At 41.0% G+C, this 24,731-nt stretch carries 26 protein-coding genes and 4 pseudogenes; 27 read left to right on the top strand and 3 right to left on the bottom strand.

Translation table 11 applies throughout. From position 1 onward, the window contains the following. The first annotated feature begins 103 nt into the window (after window positions 1-103). The 12 genes and pseudogenes from ACGHVY_RS11185 to ACGHVY_RS11130 all read left to right on the top strand — a co-directional run bounded on the left by ACGHVY_RS11185 (window position 104) and on the right by ACGHVY_RS11130 (window position 8,148). The gene (locus ACGHVY_RS11185) at window positions 104-1,135 is read left to right on the top strand and encodes an alpha/beta hydrolase (RefSeq protein WP_390599037.1); all 1,032 of its coding nucleotides are present in this window, start codon (window positions 104-106) and stop codon (window positions 1,133-1,135) included. A gap of 12 nt (window positions 1,136-1,147) precedes the next feature. Then, window positions 1,148-1,399 carry a hypothetical protein gene (locus ACGHVY_RS11180; RefSeq protein WP_390599035.1) on the top strand — a complete coding sequence of 84 codons (252 nt, stop codon included), beginning with the start codon at window positions 1,148-1,150 and terminating at the stop codon, window positions 1,397-1,399. Further along, window positions 1,400-1,666: a cyclophilin-like fold protein gene (locus tag ACGHVY_RS11175; protein ID WP_390599675.1), complete on the top strand. Its 267-nt coding sequence runs from the start codon at window positions 1,400-1,402 to the stop codon at window positions 1,664-1,666. Window positions 1,667-1,752: 86 nt separating this feature from the next. Beyond that, window positions 1,753-1,911: pseudogene (locus ACGHVY_RS11170) on the top strand (DUF3737 family protein); the annotation flags it as partial. Further along, window positions 1,890-2,093 (top strand): annotated as a pseudogene (locus ACGHVY_RS11165) (cystathionine beta-lyase); the annotation flags it as partial. The pseudogenes ACGHVY_RS11170 and ACGHVY_RS11165, both read left to right, overlap by 22 nt. A gap of 163 nt (window positions 2,094-2,256) precedes the next feature. After that, window positions 2,257-2,340 (top strand): annotated as a pseudogene (locus ACGHVY_RS11160) (aldo/keto reductase); the annotation flags it as partial. A gap of 125 nt (window positions 2,341-2,465) precedes the next feature. Then, window positions 2,466-2,870: pseudogene (locus ACGHVY_RS11155) on the top strand (aldo/keto reductase); the annotation flags it as partial. A gap of 132 nt (window positions 2,871-3,002) precedes the next feature. After that, entirely contained in the window at window positions 3,003-4,208 is a 1,206-nt protein-coding gene (locus ACGHVY_RS11150; protein WP_390599033.1) for a carboxymuconolactone decarboxylase family protein, read from the top strand. A 565-nt stretch (window positions 4,209-4,773) separates the two neighbouring features. Beyond that, window positions 4,774-5,901 (top strand): OmpA family protein, encoded by a 1,128-nt coding sequence (locus ACGHVY_RS11145; RefSeq protein WP_390599031.1) that lies wholly within the window; start codon window positions 4,774-4,776, stop codon window positions 5,899-5,901. Window positions 5,902-5,958: 57 nt separating this feature from the next. After that, entirely contained in the window at window positions 5,959-6,474 is a 516-nt protein-coding gene (locus ACGHVY_RS11140; RefSeq protein ID WP_390599029.1) for a porin family protein, read from the top strand. A gap of 152 nt (window positions 6,475-6,626) precedes the next feature. Further along, the gene (locus tag ACGHVY_RS11135) at window positions 6,627-7,583 is read left to right on the top strand and encodes a manganese catalase family protein (protein WP_390599028.1); all 957 of its coding nucleotides are present in this window, start codon (window positions 6,627-6,629) and stop codon (window positions 7,581-7,583) included. A gap of 268 nt (window positions 7,584-7,851) precedes the next feature. Then, window positions 7,852-8,148 (top strand): YtxH domain-containing protein, encoded by a 297-nt coding sequence (locus ACGHVY_RS11130; RefSeq protein WP_390599027.1) that lies wholly within the window; start codon window positions 7,852-7,854, stop codon window positions 8,146-8,148. Window positions 8,149-8,231: 83 nt separating this feature from the next. Here ACGHVY_RS11130 and ACGHVY_RS11125 read toward each other — a convergent pair whose 3' ends face one another. After that, the gene (locus tag ACGHVY_RS11125) at window positions 8,232-8,498 is read right to left on the bottom strand and encodes a hypothetical protein (RefSeq protein ID WP_390599026.1); all 267 of its coding nucleotides are present in this window, start codon (window positions 8,496-8,498) and stop codon (window positions 8,232-8,234) included. A gap of 256 nt (window positions 8,499-8,754) precedes the next feature. Here ACGHVY_RS11125 and ACGHVY_RS11120 point away from each other — a divergent pair, with 256 nt between their 5' ends. Both ACGHVY_RS11120 and ACGHVY_RS11115 read left to right on the top strand, forming a co-directional pair. Continuing rightward, on the top strand, window positions 8,755-9,015 hold the full coding sequence (locus tag ACGHVY_RS11120) for a GlsB/YeaQ/YmgE family stress response membrane protein (protein WP_005678085.1): 261 nt from the start codon (window positions 8,755-8,757) through the stop codon (window positions 9,013-9,015). Between the two features lie 30 nt (window positions 9,016-9,045). Further along, the gene (locus tag ACGHVY_RS11115) at window positions 9,046-9,342 is read left to right on the top strand and encodes a YtxH domain-containing protein (protein WP_390599024.1); all 297 of its coding nucleotides are present in this window, start codon (window positions 9,046-9,048) and stop codon (window positions 9,340-9,342) included. Between the two features lie 389 nt (window positions 9,343-9,731). Here ACGHVY_RS11115 and ACGHVY_RS11110 read toward each other — a convergent pair whose 3' ends face one another. Beyond that, window positions 9,732-10,664, bottom strand: a complete 933-nt coding sequence (locus ACGHVY_RS11110) for a YihY/virulence factor BrkB family protein (RefSeq protein ID WP_390599023.1) — start codon at window positions 10,662-10,664, stop codon at window positions 9,732-9,734. Between the two features lie 188 nt (window positions 10,665-10,852). Here ACGHVY_RS11110 and ACGHVY_RS11105 point away from each other — a divergent pair, with 188 nt between their 5' ends. The 11 genes from ACGHVY_RS11105 to ACGHVY_RS11055 all read left to right on the top strand — a co-directional run bounded on the left by ACGHVY_RS11105 (window position 10,853) and on the right by ACGHVY_RS11055 (window position 21,638). Beyond that, the gene (locus tag ACGHVY_RS11105) at window positions 10,853-11,044 is read left to right on the top strand and encodes a hypothetical protein (RefSeq protein ID WP_390599021.1); all 192 of its coding nucleotides are present in this window, start codon (window positions 10,853-10,855) and stop codon (window positions 11,042-11,044) included. A 155-nt stretch (window positions 11,045-11,199) separates the two neighbouring features. Then, window positions 11,200-12,333, top strand: a complete 1,134-nt coding sequence (locus ACGHVY_RS11100) for an OmpA family protein (protein ID WP_308746010.1) — start codon at window positions 11,200-11,202, stop codon at window positions 12,331-12,333. A 210-nt stretch (window positions 12,334-12,543) separates the two neighbouring features. After that, a complete protein-coding gene (locus ACGHVY_RS11095; RefSeq protein ID WP_390599020.1) occupies window positions 12,544-13,617 on the top strand; it encodes an STM4015 family protein in 1,074 nt (357 codons plus the stop codon). 5 nt (window positions 13,618-13,622) lie between these two features. Beyond that, entirely contained in the window at window positions 13,623-14,633 is a 1,011-nt protein-coding gene (locus tag ACGHVY_RS11090; protein ID WP_390599019.1) for an STM4014 family protein, read from the top strand. Further along, window positions 14,620-15,474 (top strand): STM4013/SEN3800 family hydrolase, encoded by an 855-nt coding sequence (locus ACGHVY_RS11085; RefSeq protein ID WP_390599017.1) that lies wholly within the window; start codon window positions 14,620-14,622, stop codon window positions 15,472-15,474. Before ACGHVY_RS11090 ends, ACGHVY_RS11085 begins: the two co-directional genes overlap by 14 nt. Then, entirely contained in the window at window positions 15,471-16,745 is a 1,275-nt protein-coding gene (locus ACGHVY_RS11080) for an STM4012 family radical SAM protein (RefSeq protein WP_390599016.1), read from the top strand. The genes ACGHVY_RS11085 and ACGHVY_RS11080 overlap by 4 nt, the downstream gene beginning before the upstream one ends. A 33-nt stretch (window positions 16,746-16,778) precedes the next feature. Further along, entirely contained in the window at window positions 16,779-18,308 is a 1,530-nt protein-coding gene (locus tag ACGHVY_RS11075) for an STM4011 family radical SAM protein (protein ID WP_390599014.1), read from the top strand. A gap of 39 nt (window positions 18,309-18,347) precedes the next feature. Further along, the gene (locus ACGHVY_RS11070; protein ID WP_390599013.1) at window positions 18,348-18,506 is read left to right on the top strand and encodes a hypothetical protein; all 159 of its coding nucleotides are present in this window, start codon (window positions 18,348-18,350) and stop codon (window positions 18,504-18,506) included. Between the two features lie 311 nt (window positions 18,507-18,817). Then, the gene (locus tag ACGHVY_RS11065) at window positions 18,818-20,149 is read left to right on the top strand and encodes an MATE family efflux transporter (protein WP_308746015.1); all 1,332 of its coding nucleotides are present in this window, start codon (window positions 18,818-18,820) and stop codon (window positions 20,147-20,149) included. A gap of 99 nt (window positions 20,150-20,248) precedes the next feature. Continuing rightward, a complete protein-coding gene (locus ACGHVY_RS11060; RefSeq protein WP_390599011.1) occupies window positions 20,249-21,127 on the top strand; it encodes a helix-turn-helix domain-containing protein in 879 nt (292 codons plus the stop codon). Window positions 21,128-21,218: 91 nt separating this feature from the next. After that, window positions 21,219-21,638 carry a pyridoxamine 5'-phosphate oxidase family protein gene (locus ACGHVY_RS11055; protein WP_390599010.1) on the top strand — a complete coding sequence of 140 codons (420 nt, stop codon included), beginning with the start codon at window positions 21,219-21,221 and terminating at the stop codon, window positions 21,636-21,638. 62 nt (window positions 21,639-21,700) lie between these two features. On the opposite strand, the gene ACGHVY_RS11050 is transcribed toward ACGHVY_RS11055, so the two are convergent. Next, on the bottom strand, window positions 21,701-22,600 hold the full coding sequence (locus ACGHVY_RS11050; RefSeq protein ID WP_390599009.1) for a helix-turn-helix domain-containing protein: 900 nt from the start codon (window positions 22,598-22,600) through the stop codon (window positions 21,701-21,703). A 241-nt stretch (window positions 22,601-22,841) separates the two neighbouring features. Here ACGHVY_RS11050 and ACGHVY_RS11045 point away from each other — a divergent pair, with 241 nt between their 5' ends. Both ACGHVY_RS11045 and ACGHVY_RS11040 read left to right on the top strand, forming a co-directional pair. Beyond that, window positions 22,842-23,888 carry an alpha/beta hydrolase gene (locus tag ACGHVY_RS11045; RefSeq protein ID WP_390599007.1) on the top strand — a complete coding sequence of 349 codons (1,047 nt, stop codon included), beginning with the start codon at window positions 22,842-22,844 and terminating at the stop codon, window positions 23,886-23,888. Between the two features lie 86 nt (window positions 23,889-23,974). Continuing rightward, on the top strand, window positions 23,975-24,667 hold the full coding sequence (locus ACGHVY_RS11040) for a flavodoxin (RefSeq protein ID WP_390599006.1): 693 nt from the start codon (window positions 23,975-23,977) through the stop codon (window positions 24,665-24,667). The last annotated feature ends 64 nt before the right edge of the window (window positions 24,668-24,731 follow it).

Below are 24,731 nucleotides of genomic sequence, written 5' to 3'. Positions count from 1 at the left end.
AATAATGTCAGTAATTCATCTACAGGCAGTCTCTTTATTTTACCGTATTTTTGCAAAGTAAAAAGTAGATAATCAATTCTTTAATTACTAAAACACTAGAGATATGAAACGGATTTTATTATTAACAACTGTATTTATTATGATGTTCGGAACTGGTTTTTCTTCTGCACAGACAGATGCGGATAACTTTTATAAAAGTGATTTGGTAAGTGTGGAGAAAGTCTTTTTTTCCAACCAGTATAAAATGAAGGTAGCCGGAAATTTGTTTCTGCCAAAGAATATGAAAGAAGGGGATAAATACCCTGCAATCATTGTCGGGCATCCTATGGGAGCTCTCAAGGAACAGAGTGCGAATCTTTACGCAACGAAAATGGCGGAACGGGGTTTTGTGACACTTTCCATAGATCTGTCTTTTTGGGGTGGGAGTGAAGGCGAACCGCGCAATGCCGTTCTACCGGAAGTCTATGCGGAAGACTTTAGTGCCGCGGTAGATTTTCTGGGTACACGTCCGTTTGTCGATCGAAATCTTATCGGTGTAATTGGCATTTGCGGCAGTGGAAGTTTCGCTATCAGTGCGGCAAAAATAGATCCTCGTCTTAAAGCCATTGCAACAATCAGTATGTATAATATGGGGACAGCCAGCCGCAACGGACTGAAACACACATTGACCCTGGAACAGAGAAAGCAGATTATGGCAGAAGCCGCCGAACAGCGTTATGCGGAATTCTTGGGGGAAGAGACGAAATACACCGGTGGCACAGTGCATGAACTGACCGAGAAGTCCACTCCGATAGAACGCGAATTTTATGAGTTCTACCGGACACAGAGAGGAGAATTCACTCCCGAAGGAGCAACTTCTCTGACTACGACTCATCCAACCTTTTCAAGCAACGTGAAATTTCTGAATTTCTATCCCTTCGCAGATATTGAAACGATTTCACCCCGCCCTATGCTTTTCATTACCGGAGAGAACGCCCACTCGCGCGAATTCAGTGAGGATGCCTATCGACTGGCTGGCGAACCAAAAGAACTGTATATAGTGCCCGGTGCAGGACACGTAGACCTTTACGACCGTGTGAGCCTTATACCGTTTAATAAACTGGAATCTTTCTTCAAGGAGTATCTGAAGAAATAAATATGAATCATAATGAGATACTATATAATAGCAATCTGTGTCCTGTTGGCATTATCTGTTGGTTCCGTATCATGTGGCGAGGGGGAACCATTACAGGGGAGAGGGCAGCAGCTTCTCCCGGATAATGAAAATAGCAACTCTAGTAATAATAACAATAATAATGAAGACGTCCCTGTGAGCAATAACCTTAAAATAACAATTGGTTCTGTTTCGTTCAATGCTACTTTGGAGAGTAATGAAACAACTAAAGAATTCAAGAAATAACTGCCACTGACAGTAAAGATGTCCGAATTGAATGGCAATGAAAAACTGTTTTATCTGCAAAACAGTTTGCCGACAGCTTCTTTCAATCCAAGAACCATTCAAACGGGAGATTTGATGCTTTACAGCTCTACTTGTGTGGTATTGTTTTATGAGAGTTTTTCAACTCCATATACTTACACCCGACTGGGAGGTATAACGAATCCTTCGGGATTGGCTTCTGCCGTCGGTACAGGAAGTGTAAATGTGACTTTTGAAATAACAGACTAAAAAATAAACTAATGGAACGAAAGAATATGGAGGTGAACGTCCTCTATTTGCAACTCACGACCTTCAACCGGAAGATGTGACCCTAAAATGGGAACTATTCGTTCCAGTACTGCAAGAATGTGGAAATACGTAATGCGGTTGTCAATTCCAAAGATGCATTTTGGAATACGGAGAATGTAACTGTCTATGATTCCGAACTGAACGGCGAATACTTGGGTTGGCATTCTTCGAAGAATATCTGCCTGAATTTCCGGTGGTGATGTTGGAAGGTACTTATTTGGTTTGGGTGGATTGTGCAGTGCTACTCCAGTCGTCGGACGAGATTGTGAAGAACTTGTTGGAGAAAGAAAAATTATGGGTGAACGAAGGGGGGGATGGAGAAGCTGGTGAAGGTTTTATCCATATCAATATCGCGTGTCCGCGATAGCGGTTGATAGAAGGACTAAACAGGTTGAGGCGGGTATTGAAATAATAAATACGGGTAGTAAGTCCGCCTAAGGATTCCATCAAACTTTCGGACGTGCATGCGGCATGACTTTATCTGTACGCCTGATGAAGAAGTATCCGCCCACTGTACGGACACTATTAGGAAAGAGTTGGAAGATTCTGTGGCAGCCATTCCGGTTGTCGGCGACCGTTATAATGCGGAACAGCAGAAACAGGTGGGAACTTAAATTTGCTACCAGTCCTGTGAATCAGTAATTTTGGTTCTTATATCTGTAATTTGTATCATAAAGAGTTGGTATAGAACAGCTAACTTTGCACTACTAGAAAATAATAATAAAAAAACATAGAGATTATGAAGTACAGGAAATTAGGAAAAAGCGGCCTTGAAGTATCTGCTATCAGTTTGGGATGTATGGGGATGAGCCATGGTTATGGTGCTGCATCTGATACGAATGAAATGATAAATCTTATTCGTAAGGCATACGAGCTTGGTGTCACTTTTTTTGATACGGCCGAAGTTTACGGTCCTTATATCAATGAAGAATTGGTGGGGGAAGCATTGAAACCTCTCCGTGATAAAGTGGTTATTGCAACGAAATTTGGGATTCAGATGAAAGACGGGAAACAATTGCTGGACAGTCATCCCGAAACAATCCGTCGTTCTGTGGAGGGGTCATTAAAACGTTTGCGGACAGACCACATTGATTTGTACTATCAGCATCGTGTTGATGAAAATGTTCCCATAGAGGAAATGGCGGTCATTAATAAAAAATTGTCAGAAATCGTTCTTGCGGGAGAACGCTATCCGGAAGAATTGGCTAAACGGGTGGGACGTTGAGTTACTATTTGTTTATCAGAGAGTTTGTGAATAATAACCCATGTATATCATATGAGAAGATTATTTTTTATTTTTGTAACAGTCGTCGGGATGATACACATTCCGATGCAATCTATAAGTGCACAGAATATGAAAAAAGAAGAAGTTCCTCAAAACATCAGCGCATTTCCGATAGGAAAGGAGAATGCAGGATTTGAACAATATTTCACGGGAAAATCTTGGTTGGCACCGCTGACTGCTAATGAAGACTTGAATGTACCCATGTTTAATGTTACTTTTGAACCCGGTTGCCGGAATAACTGGCATAGCCATACAGGAGGACAAATCCTGATTGCTGTCGGAGGTGTGGGCTATTATCAGGAACGTGGTAAAGCGGCACGTCGTTTGCTTCCCGGTGATGTGGTTGAAATCGCTTCGAACATAGAACATTGGCACGGTGCAGCCCCCGATAGCTGGTTCTCGCATCTGGCTATCGAATGTAATCCGCAGACTAACAAGAATACGTGGCTGGAACGTGTAGACGACCGGCAATATGCCGAAGCAACGAAAGACAACGTGGCAACCGGATTAAAAGCCACCGACCCCGAGTTGGACGGAATATTTAGTAATTTTACAAAAGAGGTGCAGGGATATGGTGACTTGGACACTAAAACCCGCCTTATGGTAACTTTGGCATCCAATATTGCTTCGCAAGGACAGTCTGAATACCGTATTACACTCGAAAACGCCCTTAATGAAGGCATTGCTCCGATAGAAGTGAAGGAAATCCTTTATCAGGCAGTGGCTTATGCAGGCATGGCTAAGGTGCGGGATTTTATTGGTATCACCAATGATATATTACTTGCCCGTGGCGTGCGTCTTCCTTTAGAGGGACAGTCGGTTGTATCACTTGAAACCCGTTTCGACAAAGGGCTGGAGTTACAGAAATCCATTTTTGGTGAACGGATAGAACAGATGCATAAGAACGCTCCCGAAAATCAGAAGCATATCCAGCGTTATCTCTCCGCCAACTGCTTCGGAGACTATCAGACTCGTAGAGGATTGAATGTAAAGACACGCGAGTTGATAACGTTTTCAATACTTGTTTCCTTAGGAGGTTGTGAGTCGCAAGTTAAGGGACACATACAGGGAAATGTCAACGTGGGTAATAATAAAGATACGTTGCTGGCTGTCGTCACACAATTATTGCCATTCATCGGCTATCCGCGTACACTCAATGCCATAGCTTGTCTGAATGAGGTGATCCCGGAAAGATAGTTGATTTTAATGAGATTAGTGTACCAAATGTGAATTGGAAAATGTTATTTTTAGTGATTTGTATATTTTAATATTGTCCTATTTTTAATATTTACTTATAATAATATAGTCGTTCTTTTGAATGGGAAAAGGCATAATTATGAATTTGAATAAATAAATATGCCTTTTCTGTCTTTTTCTATTGATTATTTATACAATTTAATTATTAGTACAATAGTTACTCTGTTTAAAGATTAGCTATTCCTTTATGAGGTATGAATAGTATATATAATTGCCTTTTTATCCTTATAACTATATGAAATAATATGATTGTCGCTGATATTTACTTTCTATTACTTAGTGACTAATAATATATTCCTTCATTTATCTGATTTTGATTTATTTTTATAGACCTTTTTAATAAATATGCATATTTGTTTTGCTTTTCAATAAATGGTGTATTCTTTCGATTTGGGAAAGACAAATATTTGTTAATGTGAAATACATATTACGAACTAATTTTTTTTAGGATATGTTGTTTTCGTGTAGATGATAAACAAGACGTCACATTAAATTATATTCGATTATGAAAAAGTCTATTATTTTATTAGCTTGTGTATTGGGGGCATTTTCAGCGAAGGCCCAAACAGTTATTGAAAGTACTAAATTTATGGATAATTGGTCGGTGGGAATAAATGCTGGTGCAGTGACTCCTCTTACTCATAGTGCTTTCTTTAAAAGTATGCGTCCTGCTTTTGGAGTAGGGTTCTCGAAACAGTTGACTCCTAATTTCGGCTTGGGATTCCAGGGAATGGGGTATGTGAATACTACCCAAAGTAAAACTACTTTTGATGCTTCTGATGTTAGTTTATTGGGTAAAGTGAATTTGATGAATCTTTTCGGCACTTATCTCGGTTCTCCGCGTGTATTCGAAATTGAAGCAGTGGCCGGTGTAGGGTGGTTGCACAATTATGCGAGCGGTGACGGTGACGAAAATTCATGGTCTACCCGTTTCGGAATGAACTTTAATTTCAATATGGGTGAATCCAAAGCATGGACCATTGGTATCAGACCTGCTATCGTGTATGATATGCAGGGAGATTATAATCAGGTAAAAAGCCGTTTCAATGCTAATAATGCTGCTTTCGAAATCACTGCGGGATTGACATATCACTTTGCGATGAGCAATGGAACACATTACTTCAATAAGGTGAGGGTCTACAATCAGGCTGAAATTGACGACTTAAATTTTTCTATAAATGCGCTTCGAGGGCAAGTGAACACTAGAGATAGTGAGTTGAATACTGCTAACCAAAGAATCAGTGGACTACAACAGGAACTGAATGACTGTCGTACAAAAGTGGTTCCGGTAGAAACAGTGGTCAAGACAGCCCGCATTCCGGAATCAATCATTACCTTCAGACAAGGTAAGTCATCCGTTGACGCTTCGCAACTTCCGAATGTGGAACGTGTAGCTTCTTATATGAATAAGCATCCGGAAACGAAAGTAGTAATAAAAGGATATGCTTCTCCGGAAGGTAGTATCGAACTCAATGCTAGACTGGCTGCAGCACGTGCAGAGGCTGTCAAGACAATTTTGGTTAAGAGATATAGGATAGCAGCAAACCGTGTTACTGCCGAAGGACAGGGCGTGGGTGATATGTTTACCGAACCTGACTGGAATCGTGTAAGTATCTGTACTATTGAAGAATAGTAAGGAAGCCAGAGTTTTGTTTTAGATGAAATATATTATTAATTAAATCCCTTGATTATGAAAAAGTTTTTATTATTGATTTTGGTCGTAATGACCGCTTTCGGAGTGAATGCTCAAACTAGAAAAGGTGAAGGTTCTTTAATGGGAAGCCTTGGTTACCAGACTAATTACGAAAGATTCGGTTTGCAAGCGCAGGGGCGCTATGTAATAGCCAATAATCTTAGAATAGCTCCTGATCTCACATTCTTTTTCCCTAAAGACAAAGTGACGGGGCTGGATGTGAATATAAACTTCCATTATGTGTTCAATTTCAATAAGGATGGACAAGGATTTTCTGTTTATCCTCTTGCGGGAATTGGTATGCAGAATAACTTTTATGGAAAGCAGGATGTTGAGGTCAATGGGGTGACTGCTCAGGTGGATAGAAGTAACTCGACTAAGTTTGCTTTTAATCTTGGAGGTGGTATTACATTACCTTTGTCAGAACGTAGCTTTTTAAATGCCGAAGCGAAATTTATGTTTGCCGAGAATGACAATGTCGTTATCATGTTAGGTTATGGTTATAAATTCTGATTCTTGTTGTATGCCGGATGGAGTTTATGCTATCCGGCAAATTTTTTCTGACGACGTCGCATTAGAAGAATGTGTGAACATATAAAATAACATGTTATAAATATAGATGTACATCTTAATCAACCTGAATTATTAACTTAAAAAAATTGATTATGTTTTATCATGTAAAAGATTTGCAATTCAATGCCCGCGTTTCCAGACCGGACCCACGTTTCGCACGCATATTGCTGGAGGCATTCGGTGGTGCCAATGGAGAACTTACTTCAGCCATGCAATATTTTGTACAGGCTTTCAGTTGTCATAACCCGTTCCCGGATAAGTATGATATGCTTATGGACATTGCCACGGAAGAGCTGGCACATCTTGAAATAGTGGGGGCTACTATTCAGATGCTTCTCGGACCGGTAAATGGTGAAATGAAGGATGCTGCAGAGACGATGGATATTCGCAAACTAATGGATGGTAAGTCTGCTAAGGAAGAGTTTATCCAGCAGGCGTTTACAAATCCGCAGTGTGTGGTGGTTGCCCCCGGTAGTCCTATGTTGACAGATAGTAACGGAAATCCATGGTGTGGAAGTTATGTATCTGCCAATGCGGAACTTACGGTGGATCTCCAGTCCAATATGGCGAATGAATGTCGTGCCAAGATTGGTTATGAAAATCTTTTGAAGTTTACTGAAGATCCTTCAGTAAGAGAAACCCTTATTTTCCTTATGACTCGTGAAGTTACTCACTTCCAGCAGTTTGAGGCCGCTTTGAATACTATTCAACCGAACTTCCCGCCCGCAGTGTTGCAAACTTCGCCAAAATATAGCAACCTTTACTTTAATCTGTCAAAAGGTGAAGAGTTTCGTGGTCCATGGAATGAAGGTGAGAGTTCACGACTGAAAGAAGAGTGGCAGTATATCGACGATCCGCTGGAAGAGGTGAGAAGGACAAACGGGCTGGTGGACAGAAAACCGGAAGGGACGGAACGTACCGAAAAACAGATTGCTCAAATGGACAAACAGTTGTCTGACGAACGCAGTAATGAAGTGCTTACCGCAACTCCTGAAAAGGAACTGATGTGGTGTAATTATCAGAAATCAGAAAAAGGCAGCCCCCAATAAACGGTTGCGTATAATCTATTTTAAAACTTTTAATTTTTGTGTTATGAATAAGAAAACTGAAAAAAAACAGGAGGCAAAGAGTGCCAAAAGGGAAACTCTGGCTAAAGAAAGCAAATCTGCAACTTCCGGCAAGAAGTCAGATAAGAAGTAATGCTTTAGATTCTTGAATCAAGTTCATGTTTTTATTTCCGGCGAAAGAAGCTCGGAAAACTTTCGCCGGAATTCCTGATTTTATTTTGTAAACCAATTAATTTGAGAGAAAATGAAAATGAGAAAATTTATGTTTGCGGCTTTGGCGTTGATGTGCGCTGCATCATTGTCTATGACCTCTTGCAGGGATAAAATAACGCAGAATAAGGTTAACAACCGGATGGAGAATGCGAAGGAATCTGCTAACAGGGCACTTGATAAAGCTTCTGATAAAATGGAAGCGGGAGCGGATAGTGTGAAGGAAGTTTGGAAGGAAACTAAAGAGCAGGTCAAGGAGGGAGCCGATAAAGCTAAGAAGGAAATGAAGGAAGGTTATAATAATGCCAAAAAAGAAGTGAAAAAGGCGCTTGATTGAACTTTGTTAAAATATGTTTTATGCATCCGAAACATAATATGTCATTATTTACTTTCAGAAAGGACAGTATATATCCTGTCCTTTCATTTATCAGTTTCCAGTTTATATAATTCTAATTTGTATTGATTCAGATACCAGCAATTTCCGTCACATATTTTCTTGGTCAACGTTCCGAAGAAGGAGCGGGTCATGCATCTGTTACCAAACAGATTGTTACAACGTAATCTGTAGGCTTCGATAGCCAGTGCTCTTTCTGCCATACGTCCTTTGGCGTATGCGTCTGAACACATCTTATGTATGTCGTCATACTCGGTTTGGCCTGTAAGAAATAAATTATCGCAATGTTTCATATTCCGTTTTTTAATGTTTCATATTTAGTAAAACATATTGTGGAATGTGGAGGTTTAACTTGAGTTTTTAATTATTCTTAATATTGCTCAGAATGTTGCTGAAATAGGATGAATGTAAAATAAGAGTTAAAATATATGACTTGATTGGAACTAAATAATACTAAATGGCGTTTTTTTTATACGTGATAATCTTGTTGTAACTGGGAAAAACAATAACCTTTTTTGAAATTTATATATAAACCTAAATTCTTTAATTATGAGTGTGATTTGGTACATTATCATTGGAATTGTTGCCGGTTTTTTGGCAGGGAAGATTATGAGAGGAGGAGGTTTCGGCCTTTTGATTAATCTAGTTGTAGGTATTATCGGCGGTCTTTTGGGCGGCTGGGTATTCGGTTTACTAGGTATCGCTGCTGGTGGTATTCTAGGTAGTCTTATAACTTCGGTTGTGGGTGCTGTGTTGCTATTATGGATTTTGTCCTTGTTTAGAAAACACCCTAGAAGCGAAGAACTCTGATTTATTAACTTTTAAAACTTAAACTTCATTATGGAAAGAGGAAAATCTAATTTTCTTATCGGACTGGGAGTCGGTTCGGTAATTGGTGTGCTGGTCTATCGTTTCTGGCATTCACCTAAAGGGAAATGTGTGAAAGAAAAAGTAAATCATGCATTTCAGAAAGTAACCGGAGATAGTGTTGATTTGATCAACACGGTGAATGATAAAGTATTGGATGCCGGATTAAAAGTAGCTGACAAAGTAGCTGACGGAACTTTTTATGTTGCCGAAAAAGCGGATGATGTAAGAGATAAAGTCCATGCTATGGCGGATAAAGCTAAAAAATAGTTAGAGTATTGTTGTTCTGCAATGGGAGGATAGTGTGAGTGAAAGCTATTCTCCCCTTTTACTATTTATCGGTTAGAGAACAATTATGGTGATAACTAAGGATATTCTGAATGATTAACCATTAAAACAAATTGATTATGAAAGCTAATAGTTTCAATTTATGGCTTCGGTTGACAGTGGGCTCAGTTATTGGTGCAATTGTATATCATTTTTCATCAGGTCGGAAGATTGAGAAATTGAGAAAAATGGTACGTATGAGAAACCAGATAAAAGAAAGTGAGAATAAAGGCGAGATTTATACACTCTCGGCCGATGCTAGAAGATAAGTTGCTTGTTTGCCTCACCAGTTTCAGATAGATAACAAATGCTACTGAAACTGGTACTTGGAGTTAAGTAATGGGTTTGTTTTCTTCACGTATTTCAATAACTTTGGTTGCCACGGCATATTCGTCCGGAAAAATCTTTCCGCCTAACTTATTCGCCCATGCTTTCGTAAATTCTGCCCCTGTATATATGATAATGGCTGAGTAATAAATCCATGTGATGAAAATAGCCATAAACGCTGCCGCTCCATATACAGTTTCAATATTTGCAAATCCGATATAAAGGGATATTCCCCATTGTCCGATTAGTAATAATACGGTAGTGACAAGTGCTCCTACAAATACATCTTTGTTTTTGATTTTTGCATCCGGCAAAATTTTGAATATGAGAGTGAATATTACAGTGGTTACACCTATATTAATAATTATTCCTATTGTTTTCACCAAGGATTCTGTCACATCCGGATTGTTGGTGATGAATTTATTACTTATTTCTGTGATGAGATTGGTAATAGTAAAAGTAATCAGCAGTATAAAAGCGAAAGCAAGGATAACGGAGAAAGATAGCAATCGGTTTTTGATATATTTAAGCCAACTTTTCTTGGGGACGGCTTTTATTCCCCAAATGGTATTTAGGGAACTTTGTATTTCCGCGAAAACTGTCGTTGCACCGAAAATGGTGACACCTATGCTGATAATAGTGGCAAATGAAAATGATTCGGTTTTCTCTGCATTTTCCATAATTGCTTGAAGTGCGTCAATCACTTTGGAGCCGACAATGGGTTCCAGTTGGGCATATAACTGATTTGTGAAATCTATATTGAGTATTACTCCGATAGTAATAAGAAGTGAGAGCAGGGGGATGATTGAGAACAAGGTTGCGTAAGCCAGCGATGCGCTTAATCTCATGACGTTGTCATCAATAAATCCTTGAAAAGTATCTCTTATTATTTTGATAGAAACAGATAACTTTTTCTTGCTTTGAGTTAAGATTTTCATTTGGTATTTTCTTTATTCTAACGAACATAATAATTTGTTTGTTCGGGTATTATATAAAAAATCTATCAATCGGATTTGCATTTTTGATTTTTTTGTTAAAAGACAAATCTTTAGAAACCAACATATGCTTTTGTTGTTTATATATTGAAATGTGATTTTTAAATTAATATTAATGAATTTGTATTGTTATGGTTGGATTTGTAATTTGGGTGGTTGGCTTAGTACTGACTATTAAGGCAGCTTTGGAAATAGGACGCCTTTATGCACCTTGGGAAAAGAAACTGTTGGCTATTGTATTAATTCTTCTTACTAGTTGGATAGGGCTGTTTTTCTATTATTTCTATGCAAGGAATCGGATTACAGGCTGGTTGAGTGAATAGTTGTTAATTAGCTTACAAGCATGTGAACTAATTTTTTATACGATATGTTGTTTAGTGTGAATAACAAACTTAATTATGAACTAAAAAGTTAGACATGGAACACATAAAAACATTTCTAATTATTTAGCATGCAAAACATTACAGTTTTAAAAAAAATGATTATGAAAAAGTCTATTATTTTATTAGCTTTTGTATTGGGTGCATTTACTGCAAATGCCCAATCAGTAGTAGAAGGTACGAAGTTTACAGACAACTGGTCTGTTGAAGTAAATGCAGGAGCAATCACTCCTCTCACTCACAGCGCTTTCTTTAAGAGTATGCGTCCTGCTTTCGGAGTTGGATTCTCAAAACAATTAACTCCTATTTTCGGCTTGGGATTCCAGGGAATGGGATATATCAATACTACTCCGAGTAAAACGGCTTTCGATGCTTCGGATGTCAGCTTGTTGGGTAAAGTCAATTTGATGAACTTGTTCGCAAGTTATCAAGGTCAGCCTCGTTTGTTTGAGGTAGAGGCGGTAGCCGGAATGGGGTGGTTGCATTATTATGTAAATGGTGACGGTGACGAAAATTCATGGTCTACCCGTTTTGGATTGAATTTCAATTTCAATCTTGGTGAGTCGAAAGCATGGACATTGGGAATCAAACCAGCTATTGTATATGATATGCAAGGTGATTATAACGATGCGAAGAGCCGTTTCAATGCCAATAATGCAGCTTTCGAGTTGACAGCAGGATTGACTTACCACTTTAAGACAAGTAACGGAACTCACCATTTTGCTAAAGTGAAAGTTTACAATCAGGCAGAAATCGACGGTCTGAACTCTTCAATCAATGCTCTTCGTTCTGAAGTGAACAATAAGGATGGCGAATTGAACACTGCCAACCGGCAAATCAACGGCTTGCAGAAAGATCTGGAAGAATGTCGTACAAAGGTAGTTCCTGTTGAAACAGTAGTCAAGACTGCCCGCGTTCCGGAATCTATCATTACTTTCAGACAAGGGCGTTCATCTGTGGATGCATCACAGTTGCCGAATGTGGAACGTGTAGCTTCTTACATGAAGAAATATCCTGATGCAAAAGTGATTATCAAGGGATACGCTTCTCCGGAAGGTAGTGTGGAAGTCAACGCTAGAATAGCTGCCGCACGTGCAGAAGCTGTCAAGACTATCTTGGTCAACAAATACAAGATTAATGCTTCCCGTATCACTGCTGAAGGTCAGGGTGTAGGGGACATGTTTACTGAACCGGATTGGAACCGTGTAAGTATATGTACTATTGAAGATTAATACAGAAGTATAAAAACAGAATAAGCAAGGGCTGCTCCGAAAAAACGGGGTAGCCCTTCTTATGTTTATTTATTCTTATGTTTATTTGTCTGTTTTGAAAGTTTAGTATGCGATTGCTTTGTACGTGGCGGAAAATAATTATTTTTGCAGATGTCATTTATGCGTTGTGGCACTTTGAATGGGCAAATATCAACTATTAAAAACTGTATTATGAAAAGAGTATTCGTATTTCAAGACTTTAAGTCACAGAAATTTTGGAGTATAGATGTAGCCGGAACAGACGTAACCGTTAATTATGGCAAACTGGGAACAGACGGCCAGACACAAGTAAAAAACTACTCGACCGCTGAAGAAGCTGAAAAAGCTGCCAATAAACTTATTGCGGAGAAAACAAAGAAAGGCTATGTGGAAACAGCAGAAGAAACTGCACGTGAGATGAAAGTTGAAGCCAAAAAATATACTTTGAGTTATGATGAATACGAAAACGATGTTCATCTATTGGATAAAATCCTGAAAGACAAACATCTGCCTGAGTATAAGCAAATCACTATCGGTTGCTGGGACTATGAAGGTGAAGATTGTTCCGCTTTACTAAAGGGAATACTCGAGAATAAAGATAAGTTTGCACAAATCGAAGGCTTGTTTTGGGGGGATATCGACCAGGAAGAACAGGAGATATCCTGGATTGAACAGGCAGACCTCAGCCCGTTGCTCGATGCTATGCCCAAATTGAAAGACTTGAAAATAAAAGGAACGAATAACCTGCGCCTGGGACAAACTTCACGTCCAAAGTTGCGTTCACTGGAGATTATCAGTGGCGGTCTTCCTACGGAAGTTGTAGAGGATATAATAGCGTCCGATTTTCCGAATTTGGAAAAACTGGTTCTGTATGTCGGTGTGGAAGATTACGGCTTTGAAGCTGATATTGAGATATTCCGCCCGCTTTTCTCCAAGGCGCGTTTTCCGAAACTGACTTATCTGGGTATTGTTAACTCGGAAGAACAAGATGAGATTGTAAGAATGTTCTTGGAGTCGGATATCCTTCCTCAGTTGGAGACAATGGATATTTCGGCAGGCGTCCTCAAAGATGAAGGTGCCCAACTCTTGCTGGACAATATGGATAAGATTGCCCATTTGAAGTTCATCAATATGCGTTATAATTATTTGAGCAAGGGTATGAAGAAGAAATTGCAGGAACTTCCCATGAAAATAGATATTGCCGAAACGGAGGAAGCTGATGAGTACGACGGTGAACTGTGGTATTGCCCGATGATTACGGAGTAGGGGGGATGCAGATAATTGTTGTCAGCAACTCTCCGTCCAAACGTGTCGAATACTTTGTCGAAGCCGGCAAGGGCTTACAGACGGAAGTCCGCTTTATGACTTATGAAGAATTGTTCAACTGTCTGTCATCATTGCGGCAGGCAGTTGTCAAACTGGAACCATGGGTAAGCTGCGAAACGGATTTTCTGAAATATGCCTTGTTGAATGAAGAATACAAAGCTGTATTACAACGGCTGGACAAGATAACATTGCCTGATGATGTGCATTTTTTTAATCCGCCTCATGCATTATTGCAGGCTCTTGATAAAAAGGAAACCAAACAGATTTTATCAGCCAATGATCTGAGTGTGACTCCGATGCTGGCTGTTCCACATTCTTTCGATGAACTGCTGCAAACACTTTCTGATTTCGGCAGGGGGTGTTTTTTAAAACCCCGTTATGGTTCGGGAGCAGGCGGCATTATGGCAATCCGTTATCAGCCGTGCCAGAAGAAATGGGTGGTTTATACTACCTTGCAGGAGGTGGACGGAATTATCCATAATACAAAACGTATTCATCGTCTGACTAAGGAGAAAGATATTCTTCCATTAGCAGAAGCGGTGATGTATACCGGGGCTATTTTGGAAGAATGGATACCTAAAGAGCAGTTGCAGGGAGAAAATTATGATCTTCGGGTAGTATGCGGAGAGGCAGAGGTTGATTATGTGGTAGTCAGATGTAGCAAAGGGAGTATCACCAATCTGCACCTGAACAACAACGCACGCCTATGGAGCGAACTTTCTTTGCCGGAAGATGTCCGGCAACGGATTTACCTCTTATGCAGGAAAACCGTCCGAACACTGGATTTGCAGTATGCCGGAGTGGATGTATTGATAGAAAGAGGTACGGACACTCCTTACATCATTGAAGCCAACGGACAAGGCGACCACATTTATCAGGATATGTACACTCACAATTCTATTTATACCCGACAGATAAGAACAATAAAAAAGAAATATGACCATGCAGATAGATGAACTACCGGCCGGAGAACAAAACCAGTATCCCGATATGGATATGAACCGGATGGTAGGGACACATGATATACTTATGCTTTGCTTTGATACATTGCGCTACGATGTGAGTAAAGCGGAAGAAGCCGCTGGAGGGACACCGGTTCTGAACAGTCACGGCGGTTTGTGGGAGAAAAGGCACGCACCGGGAAATTTTACTTATCCCTCTCATTTTGCAATTTTTGCAGGCTTTCTTCCTTCACCGGCAGAGCCTCATTCCTTGCGTAGCCGTAAATGGCTGTTTTTTCCCGTGCAGGCAGGGACGGGGCGTATCCCACCAAAAGGCAGTTATCCGTTTACGGAAGCTACTTTCGTGCAGAGCCTTGCCAATACGGGATATGAGACAATCTGCATAGGCGGCGTGAATTTCTTCAGCAAACGCAATGAACTGGGACGTGTGTTTCCCGGTTATTTTACGAAAAGCTACTGGCTGCCGACCTTTGGCTGCACGGCTCCTGACAGTACGGAGAAGCAAATTGATTTTGTATTGAAGAAACTGGAGAATTACTCTGCGGACAAACGTATCTTCATGTATATCAACTTTTCCGCTATCCATTACCCGAACTGTCACTATGTGAAAGGCAAAACGAAAGACGATAAGGAATCCCACGCGGCGGCATTGAGGTATATCGACAGCCAGTTGCCCCGCTTGTTTGAGGCTTTTCAGAAACGTGCCGACACGCTGGTGATTGCCCTTTCCGACCACGGAACCTGCTACGGTGAAGACGGCTACGAATATCATTGCATATCCCACGAAACGGTCTACACGGTTCCTTATAAACATTTTATCCTGACGAAACAATGAATCAACCGCTATCACGATATGTAGACTATATGTATAGCTATCCGCATAAAACGGCGTATCGCCCTTTTCCTGCTCCGGTTTCACTGCTCCCATATCTGGAACGATTGGAGGGCAGAAAGGCGGCGCTCTATTTTCATATTCCTTTCTGCAGCCATAAATGCGGATATTGCAACTTATTCTCTCTGCAAACGAACCGTACCGAATATATCGCCACTTATCTGGACGCCCTTCACAAACAGGCGCAACAACTTTCACCATTCACTGGCGGACTGGCGTTCAATAGCTTTGCCATTGGCGGCGGTACTCCGTTGCTGCTGACTGTCCCGCAACTGGAACAGCTAATGGCTACTGCCGCTTTGTTCGGCGTGAATCCGTCTCATGCCTTTACTTCCGTAGAGACTTCACCGGAATACGCAGACCGTTCGCGGCTCAATGTTTTGAGGCAGGCGGGAGTAGCTCGCGTAAGTATCGGCATACAGAGTTTTCAAAATGAAGAACTGAAAGCTATCAAAAGGCGTCCCCGGCAAAACGCTATTTATCAAGCGTTGGAAAGCATTCGTCAAATGGATTTTCCCTATTTCAATATCGACTTGATTTATGGCATTAAGGGACAGACGGTAGAAAGTTTCCTCTATTCACTGGAAGAAGCGCTCCGGTTCCAGCCGAACGAACTGTTTATTTATCCGCTATATGTGCGTCAGGGTACGGGCATTACCGAACGGGAACCGGATGATGTTTGTTTTCGAATGTATCGTGCCGCCTGCGAGTTATTGCAAGCAAAAGGCTTCTTGCAAACATCCATGCGGCGTTTTATTCACCATCCGTCCACTGACGCGGAAGTTTCATGTGGTGATGAAGTAATGCTTTCGTGCGGTTCGGGCGGACGCAGTTATTTGGGAGATTTGCACTATGCCACCCGATATACAGTCTGCCAACAATGTATTGCCCGCGAAATAGACGAATATATGGCAACCTTTGATTTCACCGTAGCTCGGAACGGATTTATCCTTTCCGTAAAGGAACAACAACAGCGTTTCATCATCAAGAACCTGATGTACTATATGGGGATTGACAAGACTGAATATACTCGGCGTTTTGGGGAACCGCTTGACAGGATTCCGTTGTTCCACCAACTGGCGAAACGGCACTGGATAGAGGAAACCCCTGAACGTATCTGGCTGACTTCCGAAGGGCTAGGCTATTCTGATTATATCGGTCAGCTATTTATCACTCCGGGAATCAGGCAGCTAATGGATACTTATTCCTACTGAATGAAGATCGAGTGAAATTAGAATGAAATGGCAATGGCAAACGAAGGCTCTTTATTTTCCGTCCGACGTATATACTATCGAGGCAAACTGAATAGTTGTAACTATGCTTGTTCTTATTGCCCCTTCGGCAAGAAGTCTCATCCTGCATCTACGATGCAGGACAAGCAGGCATGGAACCGTTTTATTACCGCTATTGAACAATGGGAAGGAGAGTCTTTGCAACTATTTATCATTCCCTACGGGGAAGCACTCATACATCGCTATTACAGGGAAGGAATAATGCGGCTTGCCGCATTGCCGCAAGTTGCTGGAATTTCTTGTCAGACTAACCTGTCTTTTCCTGCCGACGAATGGCTGGACGAACTCCAGGCAACTCCGTCGTTGAGGGGTAAGATAAAGGTTTGGGCTAGCTTTCATCCGGAAATGACTTCGGTAGAGAGATTTGTCCGGCAACTTCATATACTCCATAATGTGGGAATACAGGTCTGTGCCGGAGCTGTCGGCAATCCGTCGGCAAAAAAACTACTTGCTGATTTGCGAAATGCCCTTTTACCGGATATTTATCTGTTTATTAACGCCATGCAGGGACTGAAATCCCCGTTGAGTGATGAAGATATTCGTTTTTTTACTCAATTGGATAATCTTTTCGAGTATGATTTGCGAAACGCTCCGGCTCAATGGGAGAAATGTTCAGGGGGAAGAAGTGCTTGCTTCATCGACTGGAAAGGGGATATCTTTGCCTGTCCTAGGAGTAAGGTGAAGATAGGCAATTTTTATCAGAGTCAAAAGCTGGATACCTCACTTTCTTGTCAGAGGAAAGTTTGTGATTGTTACATTGCTTTCAGTAATCTGACTAATCATCCTTTGCATAACATAATGGGCGAAAGTGCCTTTTGGCGGATACCGGATAAGCCTTTGATTACTGCCATATTTTTTGATGTAGACGGAACATTGACCGATGCACAAGGGAAAGTCCCGGAAAGTTATGCCAATGTCTTACGCTATATGGCGCAATCTGTCCCATTATATCTGGCTACTTCTTTATCAGTGGAACAGGCGCGGAGAAAATTAGGTAAGACTCTTTTCTGTTTGTTCAAAGGTGGGGTATTTGCAGACGGCGGATTATTGTTGTATGACGAGCAGAGCCGATGTTTACCGGTTGAATTACTACTGGATGTAAACGGGGAATCCGTAAAGATGACGGCGCATAGCTATGAAGGCCAAGTCTATAAGTATAGCATGCTGGTTTATGAAAAAGAACAGAGGGAGAACATTCTTTCCCGATTAAAAGCAAAACCTTATCAGGTATTTTATAAGCCACCCCTTATCACAGTTGTACATAAGGAAGCCGGCAAAAAGAAAGGAGTACTCCATATATGTAAAGTTTTAGCTTTCCCTCTGGAGCAAGTATTGATTGTTGGCAACTCGCAGAAAGATTGGGAAATGATGTCGGCAGTAACCCATTCTTGTGCAGTGATGAATTCCGAACCGTTTTTGAAAGACCATGCCCGCTACACGTTGAATCCCGATCGCCTGCCTGCTTTTTTCCGCTTTAGGAAATAGAAAAGCGGATAAAGTATACCAATTTAAATAAAAGAATCTATGGATATGGACATCTATGACATCATTGACAATATCTATAAACTGCCGCTTACATCCAAGGAAACCTTGCTGAATGAAGTGACGGAAGTAACCTATCCTAAAGGGTTTCACCTGTCTCTGGCAAACCGTAAAAATTCCAAATTCTATCTTCTTCTTTAAAGAACCTGCAAGTGCGGGGCGGTTGTTCTTTTTCTTCACACTGATTTGCTCCATTAACGGGTTGAAATTGGTATCACATTGATATCCGATTGTATCATAAAAACAATAAAATTCAGCTATAATTTGGTAGTTATGAAAACAAAGCCCATATTTGCAGCCCGAAAATAGGGACAGGCATAAAAATCCTCATCGGAGGGTGCTATAATAGATAATTATAGTGCTGGATAAGATGAATGGTGTAAATCATTCGCTTGTCCGGCACTTTTTTTATTGTAACAATTTAAGATAAGAGGTAAAGTATCGAAGAAACTATGAAAGAGTTGAATTTGACACAGGGGAGTGTTCCGAAAGTATTGCTGCAATTTGCAGTACCTTTCCTTATTGCCAACGTGCTTCAGGCACTTTATGGCGGGGCGGACTTGTTTGTAGTGGGGCAATATGATGATTCTGCCAGTGTGGCGGCTGTGGCTATCGGTAGCCAAGTGATGCAGACGATTACAGGCATCATTCTTGGCATTACGACGGGGACAACCGTGCTGATTGCTATTGCCACCGGAGCAAAAGATAACCGGAAGGTAGCGTTTACAATCGGTTCTTCTGTATGGCTGTTTTCAATCGTAGGAGTGTTGCTGACTTTGGTCATGGTCGTGTTTCACGGGCAGATAGCCGAACTGATGCATACCCCTACGGAAGCAATGGCCGATACGAAAAGTTATATCCTGGTATGCTCGGCTGGTATTTTATTCATTATAGGATATAATGTTGTATGTGGCATCCTGCGTGGATTGGGCGACTCCAAGACGCCACTTTATTTTGTAGGATTGGCGTGTGTGATTAATATTGTCCTCGACTTTATCTTGGTCGGTTATTTCCATTTGGGGGCTACGGGAGCCGCATTGGCTACCATATCTGCCCAGGGAGGTAGCTTTGTCATCGCGTTGGGGTTCTTACATCGGCATGGATTCCATTTCGAGTTTACACGGAAAGATATCCGGTTGAACAAGAACTTGTCCAAAAAGATAATGGCACTGGGAGCGCCTATTGCATTACAGGATGCGTTAATCAATATTTCATTCTTGATTATAACGGTCATTGTCAATCAAATGGGAGTTATCGCGTCAGCGTCTTTAGGTGTTGTAGAGAAAATCATCGTCTTTGCGATGCTTCCGCCAATGGCCATATCATCGGCAGTGGCGACCATGACGGCACAGAATTACGGTGCGGGACTGATACAGCGGATGAATAAATGCTTGGTTTCGGGCATTGGAATTGCCCTTGTTTTCGGTGTATCGGTTTGTGTGTATTCGCAATTCCTGCCGGAGACGCTTACCGCATTCTTCTCCAAGGATGCGGCGGTGGTAACAATGGCGGCGGATTATTTGCGGGGGTATAGTATCGACTGTATCATTGTAAGTTTTGTGTTCTGTATCAATTCTTACTTCAGCGGACAGGGAAATTCATTGTTCCCGATGATTCACAGTCTGATAGCGACCTTCCTGTTCCGTATTCCGTTGTCGTACTGCTTCAGCCGGATAGACAGTTCCTCGCTGTTCCTCATGGGCTTTGCTCCGCCCTTGTCGACGGTGGTTTCGTTGCTGATTTGTATTTGGTATTTGCGATATAACCAAAAGAGAATGTCCTAGAGATATTTCTTATCAAATAGTCTATTGTTGTTTTCGTTTCTCTCTAAAGTGGAAAAGCTTTGGAATATTTGATAAGGAATATTATTTTTGTACTCCATAATGAAGAACTCGATTCCCCGATATACTTTCCATAAGAATAAATATGGCAGTGAACTTTTGATTGATGTCGTAGAACTGAAATATGTGAAGAAGTTCTTGGCAGCAAGTCCTGTTCATACGCTGACTTATTATGATATTACTTTTATAACGGAAGGAGAGGGGAGCTTTTCTATTGACAACCGTACTTATGAGGCTTTTCCTCAAGATGTGTTTTTCTCTAAAGCGGGAGAGATTCGGAACTGGGATACACATCATATATCAAACGGATACGCCTTGATTTTTGAAGATGAGTTTTTATCGTCTCTCTTTAGAGATTCCATGTTTGTCCGGCATCTTGCGTTTTTCAAACCGGGAAAATCAGCCAAGTTGCATCTCTCGGACGAACTTTATACACGTGTCCTTCAAGTCTTGCACAATATTAAAATGGAGATTGACTCTTACAAACAGAATGATGTGCATGTTTTGAGGGCATTGCTTTATGAAGTTCTGATGCTGTTGGAACGGGCTTATCAGAAAGCTGTTTTGAATGAGGAAATCACCACAGATAAAGAAATCAATAATATCCATATAGACAGATTCATCCATTTGGTCGGAGCTCATTTGAAGGAACAACATTCTGTTCAGTTTTACGCGGATAAACTTTGTATCACTCCCAATTACCTGAATGAAATCATTACTTCGGTAATGGGACTTAGTGCGAAGCGATACATCCAGAATCAAGTGATAGATGAGGCAAAGAAATTGCTGGCCTATACAGACGTTCCGATATCGGATATTGCGTTTGAACTTCATTTCTCAACGGTTTCTTATTTTATCCGCTGCTTCCGGCAACATACGGGGGAAACACCTTTACTCTTCCGTAAGAAGTATAAACCGTGAAAAGTACTATTTCTCCCTTTCTTTTTATTGCACCGGCTCTACTCAATATCCTTACTTTTGCATCATTAATAACCAATTAAACTGTAAAAAGATGAGAGACGCAGAAAAAACGGTAGGAAACATGATTGATAAGCAGAAAACAGCTTTTATCGGTTCCATAGACAGCGAAGGATTTCCCAATATTAAAGCTATGTTGCAACCTCGTAAACGGGAAGGGATAAAAACGATTTATCTGACTACGAATACTTCATCAATGCGTGTTACGCAATACCGGAAAAACAGTCATGCCTGCATTTATTTTTGTGATAACCGCTTCTTCAGGGGAGTCATGTTGTGCGGCACCATGGAAGTGCTGACCGACAGTGGCAGTAAAGAAATGATTTGGCAGGAAGGCGATACAATGTATTATCCCGAAGGAGTCGCCGACCCCGACTATTGTGTATTGAAATTTACGGCAACTTCCGGAAGGTTTTATAGTAACTTCAAGTCTGAAAGTTTTGTTGTAGAATAGAACTTATAATATATAGAATAGAGATACTTACTTGCACAGATAGAGGAAGAAATTCTCTTCCTCTATCCGACTTGCTGCCGGTATTCATTGGGAGTTGTGCCTACTACCTTTTTAAATATTCTGCTCAGATGATGCGGATACTTGAAACCGAGTTCGTAGGCGATTTCACTGACTGTTTTGTTGTTTTCCGCTAACAGTTCTTTTACTCTCTCCATGACAGACAACTGGATATACTCTTGAGCGGACTTGCCGGTTTCCTTTTTTATCAAATCTCCGAAATAATTGGGTGAGAGGTGCATCTGCTCAGCACAATATCCGACGGACGGTAAGCCAATCGTCTGTGGTTTGTCTGACGCATAATATGAGTTTAGTATGCGTTCGAAATTGCCGAGCAAATCCCGGTTGACTGTTTCTCGGGTGATAAACTGACGTTCATAGAAGCGGACGCAATGATTGAGTAAAGTTTCTATGTTCGAAGCTACGATTTGTTTGGTATGTTTGTCGATGGCGTGTTCCAGTTCTTCTTGAATCTCACTAAAACAGTTGAGGATGATTTGGCGTTCACGCTCGGACATATGCAGGGCTTCATTGGATTCGTAAGAGAAGAATGTATAGTCCTTCATTCTTCGGGCAAGCGGGGTTCCATATAACAAGTCCGGATGAAACATCAGTGCGAGCCCTTTGGGATTGACTGTTTCTCCCCCGTCGTCCACGCCTGCCACTTGATTAGGGGAGATGAACACTAATGTTCCGTCTTGATAGTCATATTTATTGCGGCCATATTGTAATGTACCACATGTAAGTTCTTTATAGAATACACAGTAAAAACCGAAGTTTTTCCGGCAATGCCGGATTGATTTTAGTTTAGAAAAGTCCGTTATACTAATAAGGGGATGTAGCGTTTCTACTCCTAGCAATGTGTTGTATTCCTGAATTGTCTCTAACTTTATTATATTTCCCATAATCTTCTTATGATTTGCTTTGTTACAAAGTTAATGATTTTATGTGATAAATAAGCATGGTATGTCTTAGAAACTGTAATTCAGGTTGGTTAATCCGTAATCTGTGTTAGTCGTCTGATAGATAGCTTTATACAATCAGTAAAATGTGTTAGCATATCAGTAATCCGTCTATTGCCTTGTCCGGAAAATCTTCCCAACTTTGCATTATCGAAAATTAATATTCAGACTAAAAGAAACCATTATGAAGAAATATTTAACTCTCAATTTTGTTGTTATGATGATACTAACTCAAGGTATTGCGGCTCTCTCCGCACAGAACAATTCTTTCGGGCTGGTTTATGAGAATGCACTCAAAGAAAATATCGAAGGTAAGGTGAATATCCATCCTGTCACTTATCAATTACATGAAATAGATATCGCAGCGAATGTATATGTGCCTGCTGATTATAATCCTGCAAAGAAATATGCGGCAATAGTTGTGGCGCATCCCAATGGAGGAGTAAAGGAACAGGTTGCCGGTCTTTATGCGCAGCGTTTGGCAGAGAATGGATATATCACCCTGGTGGCGGATGCTTCTTTTCAGGGAGCAAGTGGCGGAGAACCGCGCAATACGGATAAGCCTGCCTGCCGTATTGAAGATATTCATGGCATGATTGATTATATTACTCATTATCTGGGTGTTGATACGGAGCGGGTCGGTATTCTCGGAATCTGTGGCGGTGGCGGATACACTTTAAAAGCCGCTCAATCAGACAAGCGTTTAAAGGCGGTAGCTACTTTGAGTATGTTTAATTCCGGCAAAGTCAGAAGAGAAGGTTTTATGGGTTCTCAGATTTCTACCATTCAGGAAAGGCTGAAACAGGCAACAGACGCCCGTGCGCAAGAAATGCTAGGTGGTAAAATTTTATATACAGGAGAATCCAACTTAACCGATGAACAAATAGCCCAACTGCCGTTCGATTTATACCGTGAAGGATTTATCTATTATGGCAAAACTCATGCTCATCCAAATTCCACTTTCAGATATACGGTCAGCAGCTTGCTTGACTTGATGACATGGGACGCTACTTCTAACGTTGACTTGATAAACCAGCCATTGCTCATGTTGGCAGGCAGCAAAGCCGATACTTTCTATATGACTGATGAAGCCTTCCAAAAAGCAACCGGAACTGCGGACAAGGAATTATTCCTGATACCCGGGGCTACTCATATCCAGACTTACTATGTTCCCGAATATGTAGAGATGGCAGTGAATAAATTGGTGGATTTTTTTGGAAAAAGACTGTAGTCGCTTTATCGGGACAATGGCTTGAAGATCAGTTTGATGTCGTGATATTCAATGTAGTATTTCTTATCCTTAATAATATTCAGATAATGAGAAAAATTTATTTATCATTCGTAACTTTAGCAGCGCTGGCTTGTGGCTTTGTTGTTTATGCTAACGCAATAGCAGTTAATCATTTGGCGGAAATGCCTGAAGTAGAGTCAACAACAGTCAATGCAAGTATAGCACCGACTAAAGGCAAGGTGCTTGTTGTTTACTTCACTTCGCCCGAAACAGATGGCGTAGATACCTCATCCGGTGCCAGCCGTCTCGTATCGAACGGTAAACTTTATGGCAATACCGAATATATAGCTACCCTCATCAGCGAAGAGACGGGCGGAGACCTATTTCAGATTAAGACCGCGCATGCTTATCCGGGTACACATAAGGAATTAATAGATGCTGCCAAAAAGGAAGTTGACTCGAAAGCCCGTCCGAAATTGGCAACACACATCAAGAATCTTGCCGACTATGATATTGTATTTATAGGCTTTCCGAATTGGTGGTATGATATGCCAATGGCACTCTATTCGTTCTTCGATGAATATGACTTTACTGGTAAAACCCTTATACCATTCTGTACACATGGTGGAAGCCGTTTTTCACAAGCGGAAAAGACCATTGCTTCATTGGAAAAGGGAGCCAAAATGCAGAAAGGGCTTGCTATTTCCCGTAATAATGTTTCCGACTCCGGAGAGTCCGTTTTGAAATGGTTGCGGGGTATGGGTATGACAAGTAAATGATATGTATAAGTAAAAGGCTTTGAATCCGGAACTCAAAGCCTTTTATTTGTAAATCTGTTCTTAT

The organism is Bacteroides sp. f07 (assembly GCF_042854785.1).
In the GTDB taxonomy this organism is placed as follows: Bacteria; Bacteroidota; Bacteroidia; order Bacteroidales; family Bacteroidaceae; genus Bacteroides.
This window is presented reverse-complemented; position numbering and strand designations above follow the sequence as displayed.